At 65.8% G+C, this 20,519-nt stretch carries 18 protein-coding genes and 1 tRNA gene; 18 read left to right on the top strand and 1 reads right to left on the bottom strand.

Annotation, left to right across the window (positions count from 1 at the left end; genetic code table 11):
- Positions 1–4: 4 nt before the first annotated feature.
- The 9 genes from aceK (at position 5) to bioB (ending at position 11,122) form a co-directional block, all read left to right on the top strand.
- Positions 5–1,807, top strand: coding sequence for a bifunctional isocitrate dehydrogenase kinase/phosphatase (gene aceK, locus BFD71_RS07935; RefSeq protein WP_069262952.1), 1,803 nt, complete (start codon positions 5–7; stop codon positions 1,805–1,807).
- A 52-nt stretch (positions 1,808–1,859) separates the two neighbouring features.
- On the top strand, positions 1,860–3,056 hold the full coding sequence (locus BFD71_RS07930; protein ID WP_069262707.1) for an acetyl-CoA C-acetyltransferase: 1,197 nt from the start codon (positions 1,860–1,862) through the stop codon (positions 3,054–3,056).
- 84 nt (positions 3,057–3,140) lie between these two features.
- A complete protein-coding gene (locus BFD71_RS07925) occupies positions 3,141–3,818 on the top strand; it encodes an SDR family oxidoreductase (RefSeq protein WP_069262706.1) in 678 nt (225 codons plus the stop codon).
- A 53-nt stretch (positions 3,819–3,871) separates the two neighbouring features.
- A complete protein-coding gene (locus BFD71_RS07920; protein WP_069262705.1) occupies positions 3,872–4,336 on the top strand; it encodes a YchJ family protein in 465 nt (154 codons plus the stop codon).
- A 563-nt stretch (positions 4,337–4,899) separates the two neighbouring features.
- Positions 4,900–6,294: a dienelactone hydrolase family protein gene (locus BFD71_RS07915; RefSeq protein WP_083245126.1), complete on the top strand. Its 1,395-nt coding sequence runs from the start codon at positions 4,900–4,902 to the stop codon at positions 6,292–6,294.
- A 415-nt stretch (positions 6,295–6,709) separates the two neighbouring features.
- Positions 6,710–8,080 (top strand): adenosylmethionine--8-amino-7-oxononanoate transaminase, encoded by a 1,371-nt coding sequence (gene bioA / locus BFD71_RS07910; RefSeq protein ID WP_069262704.1) that lies wholly within the window; start codon positions 6,710–6,712, stop codon positions 8,078–8,080.
- Position 8,081: 1 nt separating this feature from the next.
- A complete protein-coding gene (gene bioF, locus BFD71_RS07905; RefSeq protein ID WP_069262703.1) occupies positions 8,082–9,278 on the top strand; it encodes an 8-amino-7-oxononanoate synthase in 1,197 nt (398 codons plus the stop codon).
- Entirely contained in the window at positions 9,275–9,985 is a 711-nt protein-coding gene (gene bioD / locus BFD71_RS07900) for a dethiobiotin synthase (RefSeq protein WP_069262702.1), read from the top strand. Before bioF ends, bioD begins: the two co-directional genes overlap by 4 nt.
- Positions 9,986–10,036: 51 nt before the next feature.
- Positions 10,037–11,122 carry a biotin synthase BioB gene (bioB, locus tag BFD71_RS07895; protein ID WP_069262701.1) on the top strand — a complete coding sequence of 362 codons (1,086 nt, stop codon included), beginning with the start codon at positions 10,037–10,039 and terminating at the stop codon, positions 11,120–11,122.
- Positions 11,123–11,201: 79 nt separating this feature from the next.
- Here the strand turns inward: bioB and cytX are convergent, their stop codons facing one another.
- A complete protein-coding gene (cytX, locus tag BFD71_RS07890; RefSeq protein WP_069262700.1) occupies positions 11,202–12,518 on the bottom strand; it encodes a putative hydroxymethylpyrimidine transporter CytX in 1,317 nt (438 codons plus the stop codon).
- Between the two features lie 226 nt (positions 12,519–12,744).
- Between cytX and BFD71_RS07885 the strand changes: the two genes are divergently transcribed.
- The 9 genes from BFD71_RS07885 (at position 12,745) to BFD71_RS07845 (ending at position 20,232) form a co-directional block, all read left to right on the top strand.
- Positions 12,745–14,076 carry a replication-associated recombination protein A gene (locus BFD71_RS07885; RefSeq protein WP_069262950.1) on the top strand — a complete coding sequence of 444 codons (1,332 nt, stop codon included), beginning with the start codon at positions 12,745–12,747 and terminating at the stop codon, positions 14,074–14,076.
- 97 nt (positions 14,077–14,173) lie between these two features.
- Entirely contained in the window at positions 14,174–15,466 is a 1,293-nt protein-coding gene (gene serS, locus BFD71_RS07880; protein WP_069262699.1) for a serine--tRNA ligase, read from the top strand.
- 145 nt (positions 15,467–15,611) lie between these two features.
- Positions 15,612–15,702: transfer RNA gene (locus BFD71_RS07875), tRNA-Ser, on the top strand.
- Between the two features lie 324 nt (positions 15,703–16,026).
- Positions 16,027–16,812, top strand: coding sequence for a type I methionyl aminopeptidase (map, locus tag BFD71_RS07870; protein WP_069262698.1), 786 nt, complete (start codon positions 16,027–16,029; stop codon positions 16,810–16,812).
- A gap of 142 nt (positions 16,813–16,954) precedes the next feature.
- Positions 16,955–17,491 carry a GNAT family N-acetyltransferase gene (locus BFD71_RS07865; protein WP_069262697.1) on the top strand — a complete coding sequence of 179 codons (537 nt, stop codon included), beginning with the start codon at positions 16,955–16,957 and terminating at the stop codon, positions 17,489–17,491.
- Positions 17,492–17,627: 136 nt separating this feature from the next.
- On the top strand, positions 17,628–18,506 hold the full coding sequence (minC, locus tag BFD71_RS07860) for a septum site-determining protein MinC (protein ID WP_069262696.1): 879 nt from the start codon (positions 17,628–17,630) through the stop codon (positions 18,504–18,506).
- 92 nt (positions 18,507–18,598) lie between these two features.
- Positions 18,599–19,414: a septum site-determining protein MinD gene (minD, locus tag BFD71_RS07855; protein WP_042260914.1), complete on the top strand. Its 816-nt coding sequence runs from the start codon at positions 18,599–18,601 to the stop codon at positions 19,412–19,414.
- A 14-nt stretch (positions 19,415–19,428) separates the two neighbouring features.
- Entirely contained in the window at positions 19,429–19,683 is a 255-nt protein-coding gene (gene minE / locus BFD71_RS07850; protein WP_027795398.1) for a cell division topological specificity factor MinE, read from the top strand.
- Positions 19,684–19,914: 231 nt separating this feature from the next.
- Entirely contained in the window at positions 19,915–20,232 is a 318-nt protein-coding gene (locus tag BFD71_RS07845; protein ID WP_069262695.1) for a YXWGXW repeat-containing protein, read from the top strand.
- Positions 20,233–20,519: the final 287 nt, after the last annotated feature.

Here is a 20,519-nt window from a genome sequence, read left to right as displayed (position 1 = left end):
CGCCATGAAACACTTCCCGAAACTGCTTTCTTCGCAGATCGGCTTCGATGTCGCGCAGACCATGCTCGACGGCTTCAACCGTCACTACCACAACTTCTGCGACGCGGCGGCGAGGGCGCGGACGTTCTTCGAGGCCGCCGACTGGCGCGCCCTGCAGCAGCTTGCGCGCGAGCGCATCGCCTCTTACGACGATCGCGTGAAGGAATGCGTGGTCGCGCTCGAAGACGAATACGGTGCCGAGAGCATCGACGACGAGGTGTGGCAGCAGATCAAGCTGCACTACATCGGCCTGCTCACGACGCACCGGCAGCCCGAATGCGCGGAGACGTTCTTCAACTCCGTGTGCTGCAAGATCCTGCATCGCTCGTACTTCAACAACGATTTCATCTTCGTGCGGCCCGCCATCTCGACCGAATACATCGAGAACGACGAGCCCGCCGCGAAGCCCACTTACCGCGCGTACTATCCGGGCAAGGACGGCGTCGCGGCGACGCTCGAGCGCATCGTCACGAACTTCCAGCTGCGGACGCCGTTCGAGGATCTCGGGCGCGACGTCGACTGCATCATGCAGACGATGCTCGACACCTTCGGTGTGGTCGAGCCCAAGCCGAACTTCCAGATTCACGTGCTGTCGTCGCTGTTTTTCCGGCACAAAGGCGCGTATATCGTCGGGCGCATCATCAACGGCGATCTGCTCGCGCCGTTCGTCGTGCCGATCCGTCATGTGGAGTCGGGCAAGCTTGCACTGGACACGGTGCTGCTGCGCACGGAGCAGCTGCTCATCCTCTTCAGCTTCTCGCACTCGTACTTTCTGGTGGACATGGAAGTGCCGTCTGCCTATGTCGAGTTTCTGCGCACCATCATGCCGCGCAAGGCCAAGGGCGAAATCTACACGTCGCTCGGGTTGCAGAAGCAGGGCAAGAACCTGTTCTATCGCGACTTGCTGCACCACCTCTCGCATTCGAGCGACCAGTTCATCGTCGCGCCCGGCATCCGCGGCATGGTGATGATCGTGTTCACGCTGCCTTCGTATCCGTATGTGTTCAAGGTCATCAAGGACAGCTTTCCCGCGCCGAAAGAGACCACGCGCGAGCAGGTCGAGGCGAAGTATCAGCTCGTGAAGCGCCACGACCGGCTTGGGCGCCTTGCCGACACGCTGGAATATTCGAGCGTGGCGCTGCCCATCGCGCGGCTCGACCACGCGCTCGTGCGTGAGCTGCAGACGCTGGCGCCCTCGATGCTCGAGTACGAGGGCGATAACCTCGTGATCCGTCACGTCTACATCGAGCGGCGCATGGTGCCGCTCAATCTCTATCTGCAGAACGGCAGCGACGCGGAAGTCGAGCATGGCATTCGCGAATACGGCAACGCGATCAAGGACCTGCTGCGCGCGAACATCTTTCCGGGCGACATGCTCTACAAGAACTTTGGCGTGACGCGCAACGGCCGCGTGGTGTTTTACGACTACGACGAGATCGAATACCTCACCGACTGCAACGTGCGCGCCGTGCCGCCGCCGCGTAATGAGGAAGACGAACTATCGGGCGAGCCATGGTACCCGGTCGGCCCGCGCGACATCTTTCCGGAGACGTACGGCACATTTTTGCTCGGCGATCCGCGCGTGAAGCGCGCATTTCTCGCCCATCACGCGGACTTCTTCGAGCCCGGGCTCTGGCAGGAAAGCCGCGCGAGGCTCATCGCGGGCGAAGTGCCGGACTGCTTTCCCTACGACGCATCGATTCGTTTCAGCGTGTGTTACCCGGAACGTTTCGCGCGTGAAGACGCACCGGCCGTGCGCGTTGCCTGAACGCGCGTGCGGCCAACAGCGAATGCAAACGGATTCATCAAGGAGCACAAACATGAGTGAGACGCAAAAGCAGGACGCCATCGTGATCGTTTCGGCGGTGCGCACGCCGATGGCGGGCTTTCAGGGTGATTTCGCGACGCTCACCGCGCCGCAGCTTGGCGCGGCGGCGATCGCGGCGGCCGTCGAGCGCGCCGGGTTGAAGCCCGAACAGGTCGACGAGGTCGTGATGGGCTGCGTGCTGCCCGCGGGGCAGGGCCAGGCGCCCGCGCGCCAGGCGGCGCTCGGCGCGGGGCTGCCGCTCGCAGCGGGTGCCACGACCGTCAACAAGATGTGCGGCTCGGGCATGCGCGCGGCGATGTTCGCGCACGACATGCTGCTGGCGGGTTCGGCCGATGTGATCGTCGCGGGCGGCATGGAGAGCATGTCGAACGCGCCTTATCTGCTGCCGAAGGCGCGCTCCGGCATGCGCATGGGCCACGGCCAGGTGCTCGACCACATGTTCCTCGACGGCCTCGAAGACGCCTATGACAAGGGCCGCCTGATGGGCACGTTCGCGGAAGAATGCGCGGGCGAGTACGACTTCTCGCGCGAGCGCCAGGACGCGTTCGCGATCGAGTCGCTCAAGCGCGCGAAACGCGCCAACGAGGACGGCTCGTTCGCATGGGAGATCGCGCCGGTGAAGGTGGCCTCGCGCGCAGGCGAAACGACCATCGAACGCGACGAGCAGCCGTTCAAGGCCAATCTCGACAAGATCCCGACGCTCAAGCCCGCGTTCAGCAAAACCGGCACGGTGACGGCGGCGAATTCGTCGTCGATTTCGGACGGCGCGGCGGCGCTCGTGATGATGCGCGAATCGACGGCGAAGCAACTCGGCCTCAAGCCGCTCGCACGCGTGACGGGCCATTCGACCTTTGCGCAGCAGCCCGCGAAGTTCACGACGGCGCCGGTGGGTGCGATCAGGAAGCTGTTCGAGAAGACCGGCTGGACGGCCGGCGACGTCGATCTCTACGAGATCAACGAGGCCTTTGCCGTGGTCACGATGGCCGCGATGAAGGAGCACGATCTGCCGCACGAGAAGGTCAACGTGAACGGCGGCGCGTGTGCGCTCGGTCACCCGATCGGCGCTTCGGGCGCACGCATTCTCGTGACGCTGATCGGCGCATTGCGCGCACGCGGCGGCAAACGCGGCGTGGCGACGTTGTGCATCGGCGGCGGAGAGGCCACGGCGATGGGCGTCGAACTGCTGTAGGCTGGCGCCAGACGAAGCGCGCCGCATTGCAAGGCGGGCGGCGCGCTGCAGCGGTTTCCATGCACGGACAAGCAAGGTGACGAGATGAAAACAGCGTTGATCGTGGGCGCGTCGCGGGGCCTGGGTTTCGAGTTCGCGCGGCAGTATGCGAAAGCCGGCTGGCGCGTGCTGGCCACGGCGCGTGGGCCCGAAGCGCTCGAAGCCCTGCGCGCAATCGGCGCGCAGACCTTCCAGCTCGACATCGCGCGGCCCGAGGAAATTGCTGCGCTCGGCTGGAAGCTCGACGGCGAACGGCTCGACGTGGCGCTCGTCGTCTGCGGCGTCTACGGCCCGCGCACCGAGGGCGTGGAGACCATCACGGCCGAAGACTTCGAATACGTGATGAACACCAATGTGCGCGGCCCGATGCAGTTGATCCCCGTTCTGTTGCCGCTCGTCGACGACGCCCACGGCGTGCTCGGCGTGCTGTCGAGCCGCATGGGCAGCATTGCGGAGACCACGGGCACGACGGGCTGGCTCTATCGCGCGAGCAAGGCCGCGCTCAACGACGTGCTGAAGATCACCTCGCTGCAAACTCGCCGCGCCACCTGCGTCGCGCTGCATCCGGGCTGGGTGCGCACCGACATGGGCGGCGCGCACGCGGCGATCGACCCGGCGGTGAGCGTCGCCGGCATGCGCGAGGTGGTGGCCGAGGCGGCTGCCGCGCGCGACGTCTTCAATGGCCGCTTCTTCCAGTACGACGGCACCGAACTCGACTGGTAAAGCGCCGCCCGTCTGCGCTACGCTTGCGGCCTCTCGCAACGGAGCCTCGACCCATGAACGCTGAAACTGCGCGCGTTGTCCCGCCCGCCACCCGGCCCACCGATTGTCCTTGCGGCGGCGCTGCGCCCAACCAGAAGGCGGTCAGCAAGCCGCCGCGTTACGCGCAGTGCTGTGGCCGCTTCATCGACGCAGCGGCGATCCCCGCCACGGCGCTCGAGCTGATGCGCTCGCGCTACACGGCCTACGTGCTGGGTGAGGAGGCGTATCTGCGCTCGACGTGGGCGCCCGAAACCTGTCCCGCCGATCTCGACGTCGATCCCGCAGCCGAAGGCGCCCCGCGCTGGCTGGGTCTCGCGGTGAAGCGCCACGAACAACGCGACGACGCGCACGCGATCGTCGAATTCGTCGCGCGCTACAAAACGGGCGGCCGCGCGTTCCGGCTGCACGAGACGAGCCGCTTTACGCGCGGCGACGACGGCCGCTGGCGTTATGTTGACGGCGACGTTTCGTCGGGCTAACGAATAACTGACTGCCGGCAATATTTTCCGCAGCGAATTCCCTCGCCGGTTCTCTAACGACGCCGAAATTAATGCCTTTGCAAACAGGCGCTTACTGCAGAATCCCGCGGCTGTTGTCCGCGCGCGACGCTCACCACCCGGACCTTTTTTAAAACGCGCGCGTCCGGCGCGGGCCGAAAGTGCTGTGTCCGCCTTGCCTCATAGGGCCGCGCGAGGTTGGCATGCGTTATGCCGGGTTAGCCCTGAATTGCACAACAAATATTTGTCGTGCGAGTATCTAATCACGGTGCCCCGCACGATACGTAAGTGCATAGTGAAGAAGTTTTTTCACGTGATGCGTGTATCGACTGCAATGGGTGCTGGCGGCGGGTCTGATCGACGATAGAACTGCGCCGCGCAGGTGTTCCGATCGATGCAATTCCCCGTTACGGGTACACGCCCGCTCCTGGCTTCGCGGCCAGGCGCAACGGTGTCTCGTTGTGCCTTGAAAGGGCTGAAGCGTGGGTAATGGTCGGACGGTTGTCGGGTTCACAGCAGCAGGTCTTTTGCAGGTGGTGTAGCGCATGGCGTTCAGGAAGCTCCTTACCGGATGGGTCGTAGCCGGCACCGCGTGTGTGCTTTCGGTGGCTCACGCAGCGTCGCTTTCCGATCCGGCAAGTGCGAGCGCGAACGCGCAACTCGCCGCCAAGACCCCGGCCACGCATTCCGCCAACGGCCCCCAATCCAGCCTCGCAGGCGGTCCCCTCGGCAGCGCCAACGTGCCGCGCATCGCGCTCGACGACGCGTATCTGCCCGTCGTGCCCGCCAGCATGAACGAGCAGGTGATCCGCGTTCCCGTCGATGCATCGGGTGACGTCACGCTCGAAACCACGATTTACCGCCCGAACGGCCCCGGCCCGTTCCCGATGGTGATCTTCAACCACGGCAAGATTCCCGGCGACCCGCACCTCCAGTCACGCAGCGACCCGCTCTCGTTCGCGCGCGAATTCGTGCGCCGCGGCTACGTCGTCGTCGCGCCGAACCGCCAGGGCTTCGCGGAGTCGGGTGGCTCGTATCAGCAGGACGGCTGCGATGTCGCGAACAACGGCCTCGGCCAGGCGGCCGATGTTGCTTCGACCATCGCGTACATGTCGAAGCAGCCTTATGTCGACGCGAGCCAGATCATCGTCGCGGGCACCTCGCACGGCGGCCTTGCCACCATGGCCTATGGCACCGAGGCGGCCAACGGCGTGCGCGCACTCATCAACTTCTCGGGCGGCTTGCGCCAGGACGCCTGCACGGGCTGGCAGAACAACCTGACGCAGGCGTTCGGCGACTACGGCGGCAAGGCCCGCGTGGCCTCGCTCTGGCTCTACGGCGACAACGACTCGGTCTGGTCGCCCGATCTCGTCGCGAAGATGTTCGCCGCTTACCGCGACGCGCAGACGGGTGAGGATCACCCGGCCGCGACGGCAAAGCTCGTGGACTTCGGCGCCTACAAGAACGACGCGCATCGCCTCGTGGGCGATCGCGACGGCGTGAGGATCTGGTGGCCCACGGTCGAGGCGTTCCTCGCCAACCGCGGCCTGCCGACGGCGGTGCAGTATCGCGTGGCCTCGCCGGTCGCGCCGCGCGGCACCGGCTTCGCGCAAATCGACTCGGTCGGCGCGGTGCCGTTCGTCGATCAGGCGGGCCGCGACGGTTATCGCAACTTCCTCAAGCAGTATCCGAGCCGCGCCTTCGCGGTGTCCGACTCCGGCGCGTGGTCATGGGCCGAAGGCGGCGACAATCCGATGGCCGTGGCGATCTCGAACTGTGAAAAGCACAGCGCCGATCCTTGCCGCCTCTATGCCGTCAACAACACGGTGGTCTGGAACAACGGCGGCACGCAGACCGCCCAGACCGACGAGAGCGACACCACGCGCGCCACGGCGGACAACACCGCCAACGACAGCGACCACCCGCTGGCGAGCCGGTAAGGACCGCTGCCCGGCGAGCGCCGGGCTCACACTCTCCATCGCGTTTGAAGCTTGCGGCCCCAGAGCGGGCCGCTTTGCTTTTGCGCGGCCCATTGCCTCGCACGCAACCCGTTGTGCCGCCCACTATCGGCTGACTTTCGCGCGCCTGCGCCGGCGGACGCGTCGCCAAAAATATCCGCCGCGCCGTCCTGCGTTCTGCAATTTCGCACCGCCGCGCAGATTTTTTTGCGTAAGGCGGGTTCACTTTGCCGTCGTCATCTCCGCGCATTTCTGGTCTTTCTTTTCCATCGGTCCGGAGTTGTCCCGAACGGCGCGAAACGCCGCACCGCCGTGCGTTGGAGGGCGATTTCCGGGGTAGTGCATTGCGGCAGCTAACACGTTAATCTCGGTCCCGCTGTCGTATCGGGAGTCGTATTTGAATTCGCAATCTCACCTTGCCCGCGAAGATCGCGCCGCGACCGATTGGGTCGCTCGCAGCCTGCGCGCCGTGTGGCACCCTTGCACCCAGATGAAACATCACGAGCGCCTGCCGCTCGTGGCCGTCGCACGGGGCGAAGGCCCGTGGCTGCATGACCGCGAGGGCCGCCGTTACCTGGACGCGATCAGTTCGTGGTGGGTGAACCTCTTCGGCCACGCCAACGCCTCGATCAATGCCGCGCTCAAGGCGCAACTCGACACGCTCGAGCACGTCATGCTCGCGGGCTGCACGCACGAGCCCGCCGTGGAGCTCGCCGAGCGGCTGTCGGCGCGCACGGGCGGCGTGCTCGGCCACGCGTTCTTCGCTTCCGACGGCGCGTCGGCCGTCGAAATCGCGCTCAAGATGAGCTTTCATTCGTGGCGCAACCGCGGCGAGAGCGGCAAGCGTGAATTCGTCTGCCTTGCCAACAGCTATCACGGCGAGACCATCGGCGCGCTCGGCGTGACCGATGTGAAGCTCTTCAGGGATGCGTACGATCCGTTGCTGCATCACGCGCATGTGGTCGCTTCGCCCGACGCCCGCGCGGCGCAACCCGGCCAAACGGCGGCGGATGTCGCCGTGCGCGCGCTGGCCGATGTCGAGCGTCTTTTCATCGAGCGCGAGGGGCGCATCGCTGCGTTGATCGTCGAGCCGCTCGTGCAGTGCGCCGCCGGCATGGCGATGCACGATCCCGCGTATCTCAAGGGCCTGCGCGCGCTGTGCGACCGCCATCGCGTTCACCTGATCGCCGATGAAATCGCCGTCGGCTGTGGGCGCACCGGCACGTTCTTCGCGTGCGAGCAGGCCGACATCTGGCCCGATCTGCTCACGCTCTCGAAGGGCATCAGCGGCGGCTATCTGCCGCTTTCGATCGTGCTGTCGCGCGACGCGATCTACGAGTCGTTCTACGACGACGACACGACGCGCGGCTTCCTCCATTCGCATTCGTACACGGGCAATCCGCTCGCGTGCCGCGCCGCGCTCGCCACGCTCGATTTGTTCGAGCGCGATGACGTGCTGGTTGCGAACGCCCGCAAATCGGCGCATCTGCGCGAATTGTTCGATCCTCTCGCCGCGCATCCGCTCGTGCGCAACCTGCGCCAGTGCGGCACGATTCTCGCGTTCGACGTGGCGCTCGAAGACGCGCAGCGCGCGGCGACGTTTTCGCGCCGCTTCTTCGAAAACGCACTGCAGCGCGAACTGCTGCTGCGCCCGATCGGCACGACGGTCTACGTCATGCCGCCGTATATTCTGGACAACGAAATGCAGGCGTTCCTCGCTGCACGCACGCGCGAGACTTTCGACGCCACCGTCGCGGAGGACCTCTGACATGGCATTGCTCGATATCCTCGAACAGGGCTTGCGCGATATCGACGCGCACGGCCTGCGCCGCCGCCGCCGCACCGCCGACACGCCTTGCAGCGCCCATATGCAGGTGGACGGCCGCGCGACTATCGGTTTTGCCAGCAACGACTATCTCGGCCTCGCCGCGCACCCGCAACTGGTCGCGGCCATCGCTGAAGGCGCGCAGCGTTACGGCGCGGGCAGCGGCGGCTCGCATCTGCTCGGTGGCCACTCGCGCGCTCACGCCCAGCTCGAAGACGATCTCGCGGCATTCGCGGGCACCTTCGTCGCTGCGCCGCGCGCGCTGTACTTCAGCACCGGCTACATGGCCAACCTGGCCGTGCTCACGGCGCTCGCCGGGCGCGGCACGACGATCTTTTCCGATGCGCTCAACCACGCCTCGCTGATCGACGGCGCGCGGCTCTCGCGCGCCGACATCCAGATCTATCCGCATGCCGACATGGCGGCGCTCGCCGCGATGCTCGAAGCCTCCGACGCGAGCGCGAAGCTGATCGTGAGCGACACGGTGTTCAGCATGGACGGCGATGTCGCGCCGCTCGCGCGTCTCGTCGAACTCGCGCAACAGCATGGCGCGTGGCTCGTGGTCGACGACGCACATGGTTTCGGCGTACTGGGCCCGCAGGGCCGCGGCTCGCTCGCGCAAGCCGCGCTGCGCTCGGAGCATCTCGTGATGGTCGGCACACTCGGGAAGGCGGCGGGCGTGTCGGGCGCGTTCATTTGCGCGCATGGCACCGTGATCGAGTGGCTTGTGCAGCGTGCGCGTCCGTACATCTTCACCACGGCTTCGTCGCCGGCGGTTGCGCATGCGGTGTCCGCGAGCCTGCGTTTGATCGAAGGCGAGGAGGGCGACGCGCGCCGCGCGCATCTCAAGCATCTGATCGCGCGCACGCGCGCGCTGCTCAGCGATACCTGCTGGCAACCCGTCGATTCGCATACCGCCGTGCAGCCGCTCGTCATCGGCGCGAACGAGGCGACGCTCGCGCTGCAGGCCACGCTCGAGCGCGACGGCCTGTGGGTGCCCGCCATTCGTCCACCGACCGTGCCCGAGGGCACCTCGCGTCTGCGCATTTCGCTCTCCGCTGCGCATTCGGATGCCGACCTCGACCGGCTGAACGCATCGCTGCAACGCGCGAGCCTCGAAGCACGGGAGCTTGTGCAATGACGGTTTCGCTTTTCGTCACCGGCACCGATACCGAGATCGGCAAGACCTTCGTGAGCGCGGCGCTGCTGCGCGGCTTCGCCCGCGCGGGGCTGCGCGCCACGGCGCTCAAGCCGATCGCCGCGGGCGCTTGCGAGCGCGACGGCGTGTGGCACAACGAGGACGCCGATCAGCTCGACGCCGCCGCGAGCGTGCTGCTGCCGCCGGAGATCCGCACGCCGTTCCTGCTCAAGGAGCCCGCCGCGCCGCACATCGCCGCCGCGCTCGAAGGCGTGACGCTCGATATGGCGCGCATCGTCGATTGCTACGAGGCGGCCTGCGAGCGCGCGGATGCCGTCGTCGTGGAAGGCGTGGGCGGTTTTCGCGTGCCTCTTACGCCGACCGAAGACACCGCCGATCTCGCCGTCGCGCTCGGTCTGCCCGTCGTGCTCGTGGTGGGCATGCGCCTCGGCTGCATCAGCCACGCGCTGCTCACTGCCGAAGCGATTGCCGCGCGCGGATTGACGCTCGCGGGCTGGGTCGCGAACCGTATCGACCCGGCCATGACGTTCCCCGAGGAAAACATCGGCACGCTGCGCGAGCGCCTCGCCGCCCAGTACGGTGCGCCGCTCGTCGGCGTCGTGCCGCACATGCGCGGTGCGAGCGCCGACGACGCAGCCGGACATCTGAACATCGACGCGTTGCTCGCACACCTGCGCGCCAACGCGTAATGCACACTCAAGCACAGTCAAGCACAGTCACGTAAAGAAGGACCCGACACCATGACGCAAACCCACATCGACATCACAACGCTCAAGGCCACCGCACCGAGCGCCCAGGCCGCAGCCGAAGCCGCCGCGCGCTGGAAAGTCGCCGACGTCGCCGCACTCTACGAGTTGCCGTTCAACGACCTGATGTTCCGCGCGCAGCAGGTGCATCGCGAGCATTTCGATGCGAACGCCGTGCAGCTTTCCACGCTTCTCTCGATCAAGACCGGCGGCTGCGAGGAAGACTGCGCGTACTGCCCGCAATCGGCGCATCACGACACGGAACTGGAAGCCGGCAAGCTGATGGAAGTCGACGCCGTGCTGGACGCGGCGCGCGCGGCCAAGGCAAACGGCGCGACGCGCTTTTGCATGGGCGCGGCGTGGCGCAATCCGAAGGATCGCCACCTCGAACCGATCAAGGACATGATCCGCGGCGTGAAGGCGATGGGTCTCGAAACCTGCGTGACGCTCGGCATGCTCGAAGATCACCAGGCGAAGGCGTTGGCCGATGCGGGCCTCGACTACTACAACCATAACCTCGATACGTCGCCGGAGTTCTACGGCAAGATCATTTCGACGCGCACCTACGACGACCGCCTCGAGACGCTCGAACGCGTACGCGACGCGGGCATCAACGTATGCTGCGGCGGCATCGTCGGCATGGGCGAGTCGCGCCGCGAACGCGCGGGCCTGATCGCCCAGCTCGCGAACATGGAGCCGTATCCGGAGTCGGTGCCCATCAACAACCTCGTGCAAGTCGCGGGGACGCCGCTCGAAGGCACGGAACCGATCGACCCGTTCGAATTCGTGCGCACGATCGCGGTGGCGCGCATCACGATGCCCAAGGCGATGGTGCGCCTCTCGGCGGGCCGCGAGCAGATGGACGACGCGCTCCAGGCACTGTGCTTCATGGCGGGCGCGAACTCGATTTTCTACGGCGACCAGCTGCTCACCACGAGCAACCCGCAGGCGCAAGCCGACCGCAAGCTGCTGCAGCGCCTGGGCATCACGGCGCAGGCCGCGCAGCATCTGCCCGCCGACGACCACGCTCATCACGACCATCACGGTCATGCGCACGGCGGCTGCGGCCATTGCGAGTGACGCTGCGCATGTCGCCAAAAGCAAAAACGCCAGGCTGCGAAGCCTGGCGTTTTTTATTGTCCAGCGAAAGTACGGCGCGTTACGCGTAAGCCGCGCGCCGGCGCCCCGCGAGCACGAGATAGCACAGTGCGCCGATCACGAGCGAAGGCAGCGTCGCGCCGAGATTCGGCAGCCACTGGTTGAGCGCCTGATACGCGCCGAAACCGACCACCCACGCGACGAACGCGCTCACGTGCCAGCCGCCCGAATAGCCATAGGCGCCGTTCAGATCGGCGAGGGCCTGGGTGTCGATGCGGCGGCGGCGCACGATGAAGTGATCGGCGAGCACTACCCCGAAGAGCGGCGCGAACACCGAACCGATAAAGAGCAGGAAGTTCTCGTACTTCGCCATCGGCACGACGAGGCCGATCAGCGTGCACAGCGCGCCGAACGCCGCCGAGAGCCAGGGCACACTGGCGCGCGTCCAGAACGTGCCGGTCGAGACCGCGGCCGAGTGGATATCGGCGAAGGCATTGTCGATTTCGTCGATCAGCACGAGCAGCAGCGCGAAGCCGCCGCCGGCCTGCGCGAGCGCCGTGGTGAGGAGGGCGTCGCCGCCGCCCGCGGCGAGGCCGTAGATCGCGCCGAGCGCATAGAACCACAGGTTCGCGATGCCATAGCCGAACAGCGTGCCGCGGAAGGTTTCGCCCGCCTTGCGGCCGAACCGCGTGTAGTCGGCGATGAGCGGCAGCCACGAGAGCGGCATCGCCACCACGAGGTCGATGGCGCTGCCAAACGGCATTTCGCCCGTGCCGGGGCGGCGCATCAGCGCGCCCAGGTCCTGCTTCACGAGCAGGCTCCACGTGAGCCAGGCGGCGCCAGCGAGCAGCAGCCAGATGCCCCACGTGCGCAGGAAGCGCCGCACGAACGAGAGCGGCCCGCTCACGGCGAGCAGCGTGGCGAGCACGCCGAAGATCACGGTCCAGACGAGCGGCATCGACAGGCCGAAGGCTTGTTTGGCGAGCGCATCGGCGGAATCGCGCATCACGATGATCTCGAACGAGCCCCAGCCCACGAGCTGCACCATGTTGATGACGGCCGGCACCGACACGCCGCGCACGCCGAGCGTCGGGCGCAGCGACGACATGGCGGCGAGGCCCGTGTCCGTGCCGATCACGCCCGCGAGCGCGAGCAGCACGACGCCGATCACGCTGCCGATGACGATGGCCATAAGCGCGTGGGGCAGCGAGAGGCCCGGCACGAGCAGCGCGCCTGCCTGCGCGACGAGCAGGCCGATGCCGAGCGAAAACCATAGCGCGAAGGCGTCGCCGGTGCGGAACTGGCGGCGCGCGTCGGGCACGGGCACGTTCGGCGCGTAGGTGGAGCCGGTCTCGCCGGCGTGCGAATCTTGAGTCATGTGGAACGCTTTCCTCTGTATCGTCTGTTTTGTCTGTTTTGTCCGGGTGCGTCGGCTTCAGCAGCTCGGCCCGCGCTTCGCGCCGCGGCGCACGCTGTCATAATGCACGACTGCATCCGGTGCGGCGCGCCGTTTTGTGGAGTGGGCCGCTGTGTCCCCGAATCTGCCACCGAATTTGCCACACATGTGTGGCCAGCCGGAAAGCCGTCATTATCGCGAAAACGTCATGTTTGAAGAAACCCGTGCCAACGTCCCGCTCGCCGAACGGCTGCGCCCGCGCTCCATCGACGAGGTCATCGGCCAGAAGCATCTGCTCGGGCCCAACAAGCCGCTGCGCGTCGCGTTCGAGTCCGGCGAAGCGCATTCGATGATTCTCTGGGGGCCGCCGGGCGTGGGCAAGACCACGCTCGCGCGCCTCATGGCCGATGCTTTCCACGCCGAATTCATTGCGCTCTCGGCGGTGCTTTCGGGCGTGAAGGACATCCGCGAGGCCGTGGAGCAGGCGCAACTGCATCGCGCACATGGCCACCAGACGCTCGTGTTCGTCGACGAAGTCCATCGCTTCAACAAGAGCCAGCAAGACGCCTTCCTGCCGCACGTGGAGTCGGGCCTCTTCGTGTTCGTCGGCGCGACGACGGAAAACCCGTCGTTCGAGGTGAACAGCGCACTGCTGTCCCGCGCCGCCGTGTACGTGCTCAAGAGCCTCGACGAGGAAGAGCAGGGCGAACTGCTCGCGCGCGCGAGCGAGGAACTGGGCGGCCTGACTTTCACGGATGAAGCGAAGAAGGCGTTGATCGGTTCCGCCGACGGCGACGGGCGCAAGCTCCTGAACAACCTCGAAATCGTCGCGCGCGCGGCCGCCCAGCAAAAGAAGACCGAGATCGACGGCGAGTTGCTCGGCAGCGCGCTGGCGGAGAACCTGCGCCGCTTCGACAAGGGCGGCGATGCCTTCTACGACCAGATCAGCGCGCTGCACAAGTCGGTGCGCGGCAGCAACCCGGACGGCGCGCTCTACTGGTTCTGCCGCATGCTCGACGGCGGCGCGGACCCGCGCTATCTCGCGCGGCGCATCGTGCGCATGGCGTGGGAGGACATCGGCCTGGCCGACCCGCGCGCCGGGCGCATCACGCTCGATGCCGCTGAAACCTACGAGCGCCTCGGTTCGCCCGAAGGCGAACTCGCGCTCGCGCAGGCCGTGATCTATCTGGCCGTCGCGCCGAAGTCGAACGCGGGCTACAACGCCTATAACGAGGCGCGGCGCTTCGTGAGCAAGGACCAGTCGCGCGCGGTGCCCATCCATCTGCGCAATGCGCCGACCAAGCTGATGAAGGAGCTGGGCTACGGTCACGAATATCGCTACGCGCACGACGAACCCGACGCCTACGCAGCCGGCGAGACCTATCTGCCCGACGGCATGCGCGAGCCGCGCTGGTATCAGCCCACGCCGCGCGGGCTCGAGGGCAAGATCGGCGAAAAGCTCGCGCGCCTGGCCGACCTCGACGCGCACTGGCGCGAGGAGCACCGTGAGGAAATCCGCGAGAGGAAGCGCAAGGGCTGAATCGCCACGAACAACGGCGATGCCCGCCGCGCCGGGATGGCCCGGCCGGTGCGCTAAAATCGTCCCTTCACACAACGACACTGCGTCTCACAATCCCATGCTCGACATCCAGCTGCTGCGCAAAGACCTCGACGGCGTCGCGAAGCGCCTCGCCGACCGCGGCTACACCCTCGACGTCGCGGCCTTCTCCGCGCTCGAAGCGGAACGCCGCGCCATCCAGACCCGCACCGAAGAGCTCCAGGCGCGCCGCAACAGCTTGTCGAAGCAGATCGGCGCGATGAAAGGCCGTGGCGAGGACACCTCGGCGGTCATGGCCGAAGTGGGCGGCATCGGCGACGAGATGAAGACGTCGGCGGCCAAGCTCGACGAGATCCAGTCGAAACTCTCGGACCTGCTGCTCGGCGTGCCGAACCTGCCGCACGAAAGCGTGCCCGCCGGCAAGGACGAGGCCGACAACGTGGAAGTGCGCCGCTGGGGCACGCCGCGCGCGTTCGACTTCGAGGTGAAGGATCACGTGGATGTCGGCACGCCGCTGGGTCTGGACTTCGAAACGGGCGCGAAGCTCTCGGGCGCCCGCTTCACGATGCTGCGCGGCCAGATCGCGCGCCTGCACCGCGCGCTCGCGCAGTTCATGATCGACACCCACACGCTCCACCACGGCTACACGGAAACGTACACGCCCTACATCGTCAACCCGGAAATTCTGTACGGCACGGGCCAGCTGCCCAAGTTCGCCGACGACATGTTCCGCGTGGAAAAGGGCGGCGGCGAAAACACGGTCACGCAGTACCTCATTTCGACTTCAGAAATCTCGCTCACGAACACCGTGCGCGAGAGCATCGTGGAAGGCAGCGCGCTGCCGATCAAGCTCACGGCGCATTCGCCGTGCTTCCGGTCGGAAGCCGGTTCGTATGGCCGCGACACGCGCGGCATGATCCGTCAGCACCAGTTCGACAAGGTCGAGATGGTGCAGATCGTTGCGCCCGAAACGTCGTACGACGCGCTCGAGCAGATGGTCGTCCACGCGGAAACCATCCTGCAGAAGCTCGGCCTGCCGTATCGCGTCATCACGCTGTGCACGGGCGACATGGGTTTCTCGGCCACCAAGACGTATGACCTCGAAGTGTGGCTGCCTGCGCAGAACACGTATCGCGAAATTTCGAGCTGCTCGAACACGGAAGCGTTCCAGGCGCGCCGCATGCAGGCGCGCTATCGCAACGCGCAGGGCAAGCCGGAACTCGTGCACACGCTCAACGGCTCGGGCCTCGCCGTCGGCCGCACGCTGGTTGCCGTGCTGGAGAACTATCAGGAAGCCGATGGCTCGGTCGCCGTGCCGGAGGTGCTGCGGCCGTATATGGGCGGCGTGGCGCGTCTCGAAGCCGGCGCCTGAGGCGCTGTCTCGCGCGCAGGACATGTGATTCCTTGCCCTCGAAACTTTTTTCCGATGAGGGCTTGCAGAAGTCAAAAAATGTTCTATAATCTTCGCTTCTCCGGTTGCCGACCAACACCGGGGAAGCAGTAAAGAGCCGTACACCGGAGAGGTGGCAGAGTGGTCGAATGTACCTGACTCGAAATCAGGCGTACGGTTTCCCCGTACCGTGGGTTCGAATCCCACCCTCTCCGCCAGATTCAGAAAACCCCTGCATGCCTAACCGCTGCAGGGGTTTTTGCTTTTCTGCTCGAGATCCGGCATGCAGGCTGGCGCGCGCATTCACTTGCACTTGGGGTCATGATCGGACTGCCAGCGCGCGATGTAAGATATTTCTCATTCTTGACGGCGGCTTGTGCTCGAACGATCGGAGATCTCTGAAAATTCCGCGTCCGGCGTCATCGGGATGACACAGATTGCTGCGGGTTGCTGCGCTGGCGACGCCGCAGCGCCGGTACAATCGCTCCTTTGAATTGCGGCGCAGGCTTCTCTGCCACCGCCGCGCCCACTCCGGTCCATCGATGCCTATCACCTACAAGTCTGCCGATGATCTCGCCCGCCTGCGCATTTCGGGCCGGCTCGCCGCCGACGTGCTCGCGATGATCGGCGAGCACGTGAAGCCGGGCGTCTCTACCGACGACCTCGACGCGATCTGCAACGACTACATCGTCAACACGCTCAAGGCCGTGCCGGCCAATGTCGGCTACCTCGGCTTTCCGAAGACGATCTGCACGTCCGTCAATTCCGTGGTCTGCCACGGCATTCCGAATCGCGGCGAAGTGCTCAAGGACGGCGACATCATCAACATCGACGTGGCCGTGATCAAGGACGGCTATTTCGGGGACACGAGCCGCATGTACTGCGTCGGCACGCCGAGTTCGGTGGGCCGCCAGCTGATCGACACGACCTACGAGGCGATGCTCGCGGGCATCCGCCAGGTGAAGCCGGGGGCGACGCTCGGCGACGTCGGCAACGCCATCCAGAAGCGCGCTCAGGCGGACGGCTTCTCGATCGTGCGCGAGTACTGCGGCCACGGCATCGGCAAGGTCTACCACGAGGAACCGCAGGTGCTGCACTACGGCCAGCCGGGGCAGGGCGTGCGCCTGAAGCCGGGCATGGTCTTCACGATCGAGCCGATGGTCAACGCGGGCCGCGCCGGCACATCGGTGCAGCGCGACGGCTGGACGGTCGTCACGAAGGACCGCTCGCTCTCGGCGCAGTGGGAACACATGGTCGCGGTTACCGACGACGGCTACGAACTCCTCACGCCCTGGCCGGACGGCACAGGCGCCTACGAGGCCCCATGAGCGTGGCTGTGCGGCCTCTGGGGCCGTCTGTCAAGGCTCGCGCGCGGGGCGTCGCGTGTCGGCAATTGTCAAATAAGGATTTGACTCTCAAGCCAGTTCGGTTAAAGCTACGCGTTAGCGCTTTATTGGGGTTTACGACTGCATGAGTCCGTCACTGACCGTTCGCCGTATCGCCGCCGATCAGGGTGCCGTGCTCCGCGAGCTTCGAACAGCTTCGCTGCGCGACGCGCCTTATGCATTCGGCGACACGCTCGAAGACGCGCTATCCGCCGATGTCGCCGTTTTCGACGCCGCGGCGGCCCGGCATGCGGTCTCGCACACGGGCACGTCGTTCATTCTCTATACCGAGGGCCATCCGGCCGGTCTGATCGGCGCGAGCTTCGAAAGCGCGCCGGCGCGCCGCGCGTTCGTCTCGGCGCTGTGGGTCGCGCCTGCGGTGCGTCATCTGAGCGGCGGCGAATTGCTGCTGAACAGCGCCATCGACTGGCTCGTGAGCGAAGGCGCCACGCAGGTCTATGCCTGGATCACCGACACGAACGCCACGGCCATGCGCTTCTACGAGCGCCTCGGCTTTGTCGCCACCGGCGACCACGCGCGCAGCCAGCAGCAGCCCGAGCAGTGGGAAACGCTGCTCATGCGCACGCTCGGCGAGCATACGAAGTCCGCTTCCTCGCCGTAACGCCCTGCGTTCGCGCCGCTGCGTGCGGCGTCGCGCGCGTTCCGCTGCCCTCCGCACGTCACACCGAAACACCATTAAAAATAATGGCCGTGTGCGTCCGCGCCTGTAAAATACGCAAAATTTTTAGCCGAACGCCATGTCGCCCAAGAAATCGCCATATTTTGAACTGAAGAGCGGTTCAGTCGATACGCTTCTGTTCGTGGTCAAGACGACCGAGCTCGACGCCATGCGCGCCGAGCTCACGCGGCGCTTCGAGGCGACGCCCGAATTCTTCGCGAACGACACTGTCGCGATCGACGTGCGGCGTCTCGCCGACGGCGAGCAGGTCGCGCTCGGCGACATCGCGCGCCTGCTCGAAAGCGTGCGCATGCGTCCGGTAGGCGTGGTTGCGCAACCTGAACAACACAGCTGGGCCGCTGCGGCAGGCCTGCCGTTCCTCGAGGCCCGCGACCGCCGCGGCGCGGGCGCGAAGCCGGCCGCCGAAGAAGGCGCAAGCGAAGGCGAGGCAGCGAATGCATCGGCGAGCGCATCCGCCACCGGTTCGGCCGCGCCGCACGCCACCGCTGCGCAGCCCGAACTCTCTACCGCCGAAACGGACCCGGCCGCCGCCGAAGCGAGCGCAGCGGCAACGGTGAGTGCCGCGGCGGCCCTCGACGCCGGCGCGTCGGGCACGCGCGCGGAACCCACGCTCGTGATCGACCGGCCGCTGCGCTCGGGCCAGCGCATCTACGCGAAGGGCGACGTGGTCGTGCTCGGCCTCGTATCCAACGGCGCGGAAGTGATCGCCGAGGGCAACATCCACATTTACGCGCCGCTGCGCGGCCGCGCGCTCGCGGGTGTGCACGGCAACCACGACGCACGCATTTTCTGCACGAGCCTCGAGGCGGAACTGATTTCGATTGCGGGCATCTACCGTACGACTGAAGTTCCACTCGCCGACGACGTGCGGGGCAAGCCGGCGCAAATCCGGCTCGAGGAAGAAAAGCTGTTGATCGAACCGTTGAGGCTCACCTGAGTCGCAGCTCGAGCGTCGTGCGCAGGCGATCAGGGGCATGAGCGGCACGCGATGAGACCAAACTGAGAAACTGACGAACGCAAGGTAAGGGAATGGCAAAAATCATTGTGGTGACTTCGGGCAAAGGTGGTGTCGGCAAGACGACCACGAGCGCGAGTTTCGCATCGGGCCTCGCGTTGCGCGGCCACAAGACTGCGGTCATCGACTTCGACGTGGGCCTGCGCAATCTCGACCTCATCATGGGTTGCGAGCGCCGCGTCGTGTACGACCTGATCAACGTGATCCAGGGTGAGGCGAACCTCAATCAGGCGCTCATCAAGGACAAGAAGTGCGAAAACCTCTTCATTCTCCCGGCCTCGCAAACGCGCGATAAAGACGCGCTCACGAAAGAAGGCGTGGAGAAGGTGATCGAGGACCTGCGCAAGATGGACTTCGAGTACATCGTGTGCGATTCGCCCGCGGGCATCGAGTCGGGCGCGCTGCTCGCGATGCACTTCGCCGACGAAGCGCTCATCGTGACGAACCCGGAAGTGTCTTCCGTGCGCGACTCGGACCGTATCCTCGGCATGCTGTCGTCGAAGACGAAGCGTGCGATCGAAGGCAAGGACCCGATCAAGGAGCACCTACTCATCACCCGCTACAACCCGAAGCGCGTGAGCGAAGGCGAAATGCTCTCGCTGAACGACATTCAGGAAATCCTGCGCATTGAACTGATCGGCGTGATTCCCGAATCGGAAGCGGTGCTGCACGCATCGAACCAGGGTCTGCCGGCAGTGCATCTGGACGGCACCGACGTCGCCGAGTCGTACAAGGACGTCGTGTCGCGCTTTCTCGGCGAGGACAAGTCGCTTCGCTTCACCGATTACCAGAAGCCGGGCCTCTTGCAGCGCCTCTTCGGTAGCAAGTAAGGGAGGCGAACGTCATGTCGTTTCTTTCGTTTTTTCTCGGCGAGAAGAAGAAGTCCGCCTCGGTAGCGAAGGAACGCCTGCAGCTCATCATTGCTCACGAGCGCGCAGGCGGCCATCCGCCCGCCGACTATCTGCCGGCCTTGCAACGCGAACTGGTCGCGGTGATCTCGAAGTACGTGAAGATCTCCGATGAAGACATTCGCGTGAGCCTCGAACGTCAGGACGATCTCGAAGTGCTCGAGGTCAAGATCGAGATTCCGCAGGCTTGAGTTTCAACGCGCGCAGCCACTGCGCTGCGCGCGTCGTTCGTCGTATCGCCCCGCTGTTCCTTCGCGCCGTCCCTTCTCGTGCGCCGTGCTTTGGCCCGGTCGCCTGCCTTGCCGAAATATTCCGTTTCACATCACCCCGCGCCGTAACACCGCCGCTGTCAGCGCAACGCCGTGCTCGCGCATTGATCGGGTAACGCCAATCCAGGCGTCAAACAATCAAGGGTGGCCAACATGAACAACTCCATTCGCCTCTTCATCGCCAAGGTCGCAATCGTTGCCGCTGGCACCTGCGCGGTCGCGGCTCCGGCGCTTGCCGAAATCGTCGTGGTCGAGCCGAGCGCGCCGCCGCCTGGCGAACGTGTGGAAGTCGCGCCGGCGCCGCGCGTGGGCTACGTGTGGGACAAGGGCCACTGGCGCTGGGACCACGGCCAGTACGTGTGGGTGAGGGGCCACTGGCAGGCCGAGCGTGTCGGCTACCACTGGGTGCCGGGCCACTGGATCGCGCACGGCCCGAACTGGCGCTGGGTCGAAGGCCACTGGGCCGTCTGATCCTTCAAGCCTGAGGGGAGCCCTATCATGAGTAAAAAATTGCTCGCGGCGGCCGTGCTCGCGCTTATGCTGGCGGGCTGCATCGTCGTGCCGGCGCGGCCCATGTACGTGAGACCCGCACCGGTCGTCGTCTACTAGCCGTCGACCGTTTCTATCGCTCCTCGACGGATCGTCCCGACCGGGCCCGACACGCATTGGCGTGTCGGGCCCGGTGCGTTTTGCGGCGTACTTTGTCGACGCCGCACAGGGAACCTGTAAGAAAGGGACAGATTTCGCTCGTGTCGAAT

The sequence above is a fragment of the Paraburkholderia nodosa genome (genome assembly GCF_001718195.1).
In the GTDB taxonomy this organism is placed as follows: domain Bacteria; phylum Pseudomonadota; class Gammaproteobacteria; order Burkholderiales; family Burkholderiaceae; genus Paraburkholderia; species Paraburkholderia nodosa_A.
This window is presented reverse-complemented; position numbering and strand designations above follow the sequence as displayed.

Coding starts and splice junctions, on each gene's coding strand:
- aceK (WP_069262952.1), top strand. CDS start 5: ATGAAACACTTCCCGAAACTGCTTTCTTCGCAGATCGGCTTCGATGTC.
- BFD71_RS07930 (WP_069262707.1), top strand. CDS start 1,860: ATGAGTGAGACGCAAAAGCAGGACGCCATCGTGATCGTTTCGGCGGTG.
- BFD71_RS07925 (WP_069262706.1), top strand. CDS start 3,141: ATGAAAACAGCGTTGATCGTGGGCGCGTCGCGGGGCCTGGGTTTCGAG.
- BFD71_RS07920 (WP_069262705.1), top strand. CDS start 3,872: ATGAACGCTGAAACTGCGCGCGTTGTCCCGCCCGCCACCCGGCCCACC.
- BFD71_RS07915 (WP_083245126.1), top strand. CDS start 4,900: ATGGCGTTCAGGAAGCTCCTTACCGGATGGGTCGTAGCCGGCACCGCG.
- bioF (WP_069262703.1), top strand. CDS start 8,082: ATGGCATTGCTCGATATCCTCGAACAGGGCTTGCGCGATATCGACGCG.
- bioD (WP_069262702.1), top strand. CDS start 9,275: ATGACGGTTTCGCTTTTCGTCACCGGCACCGATACCGAGATCGGCAAG.
- bioB (WP_069262701.1), top strand. CDS start 10,037: ATGACGCAAACCCACATCGACATCACAACGCTCAAGGCCACCGCACCG.
- cytX (WP_069262700.1), bottom strand. CDS start 12,518: ATGACTCAAGATTCGCACGCCGGCGAGACCGGCTCCACCTACGCGCCG.
- BFD71_RS07885 (WP_069262950.1), top strand. CDS start 12,745: ATGTTTGAAGAAACCCGTGCCAACGTCCCGCTCGCCGAACGGCTGCGC.
- serS (WP_069262699.1), top strand. CDS start 14,174: ATGCTCGACATCCAGCTGCTGCGCAAAGACCTCGACGGCGTCGCGAAG.
- map (WP_069262698.1), top strand. CDS start 16,027: ATGCCTATCACCTACAAGTCTGCCGATGATCTCGCCCGCCTGCGCATT.
- BFD71_RS07865 (WP_069262697.1), top strand. CDS start 16,955: ATGAGTCCGTCACTGACCGTTCGCCGTATCGCCGCCGATCAGGGTGCC.
- minC (WP_069262696.1), top strand. CDS start 17,628: ATGTCGCCCAAGAAATCGCCATATTTTGAACTGAAGAGCGGTTCAGTC.
- minD (WP_042260914.1), top strand. CDS start 18,599: ATGGCAAAAATCATTGTGGTGACTTCGGGCAAAGGTGGTGTCGGCAAG.
- minE (WP_027795398.1), top strand. CDS start 19,429: ATGTCGTTTCTTTCGTTTTTTCTCGGCGAGAAGAAGAAGTCCGCCTCG.
- BFD71_RS07845 (WP_069262695.1), top strand. CDS start 19,915: ATGAACAACTCCATTCGCCTCTTCATCGCCAAGGTCGCAATCGTTGCC.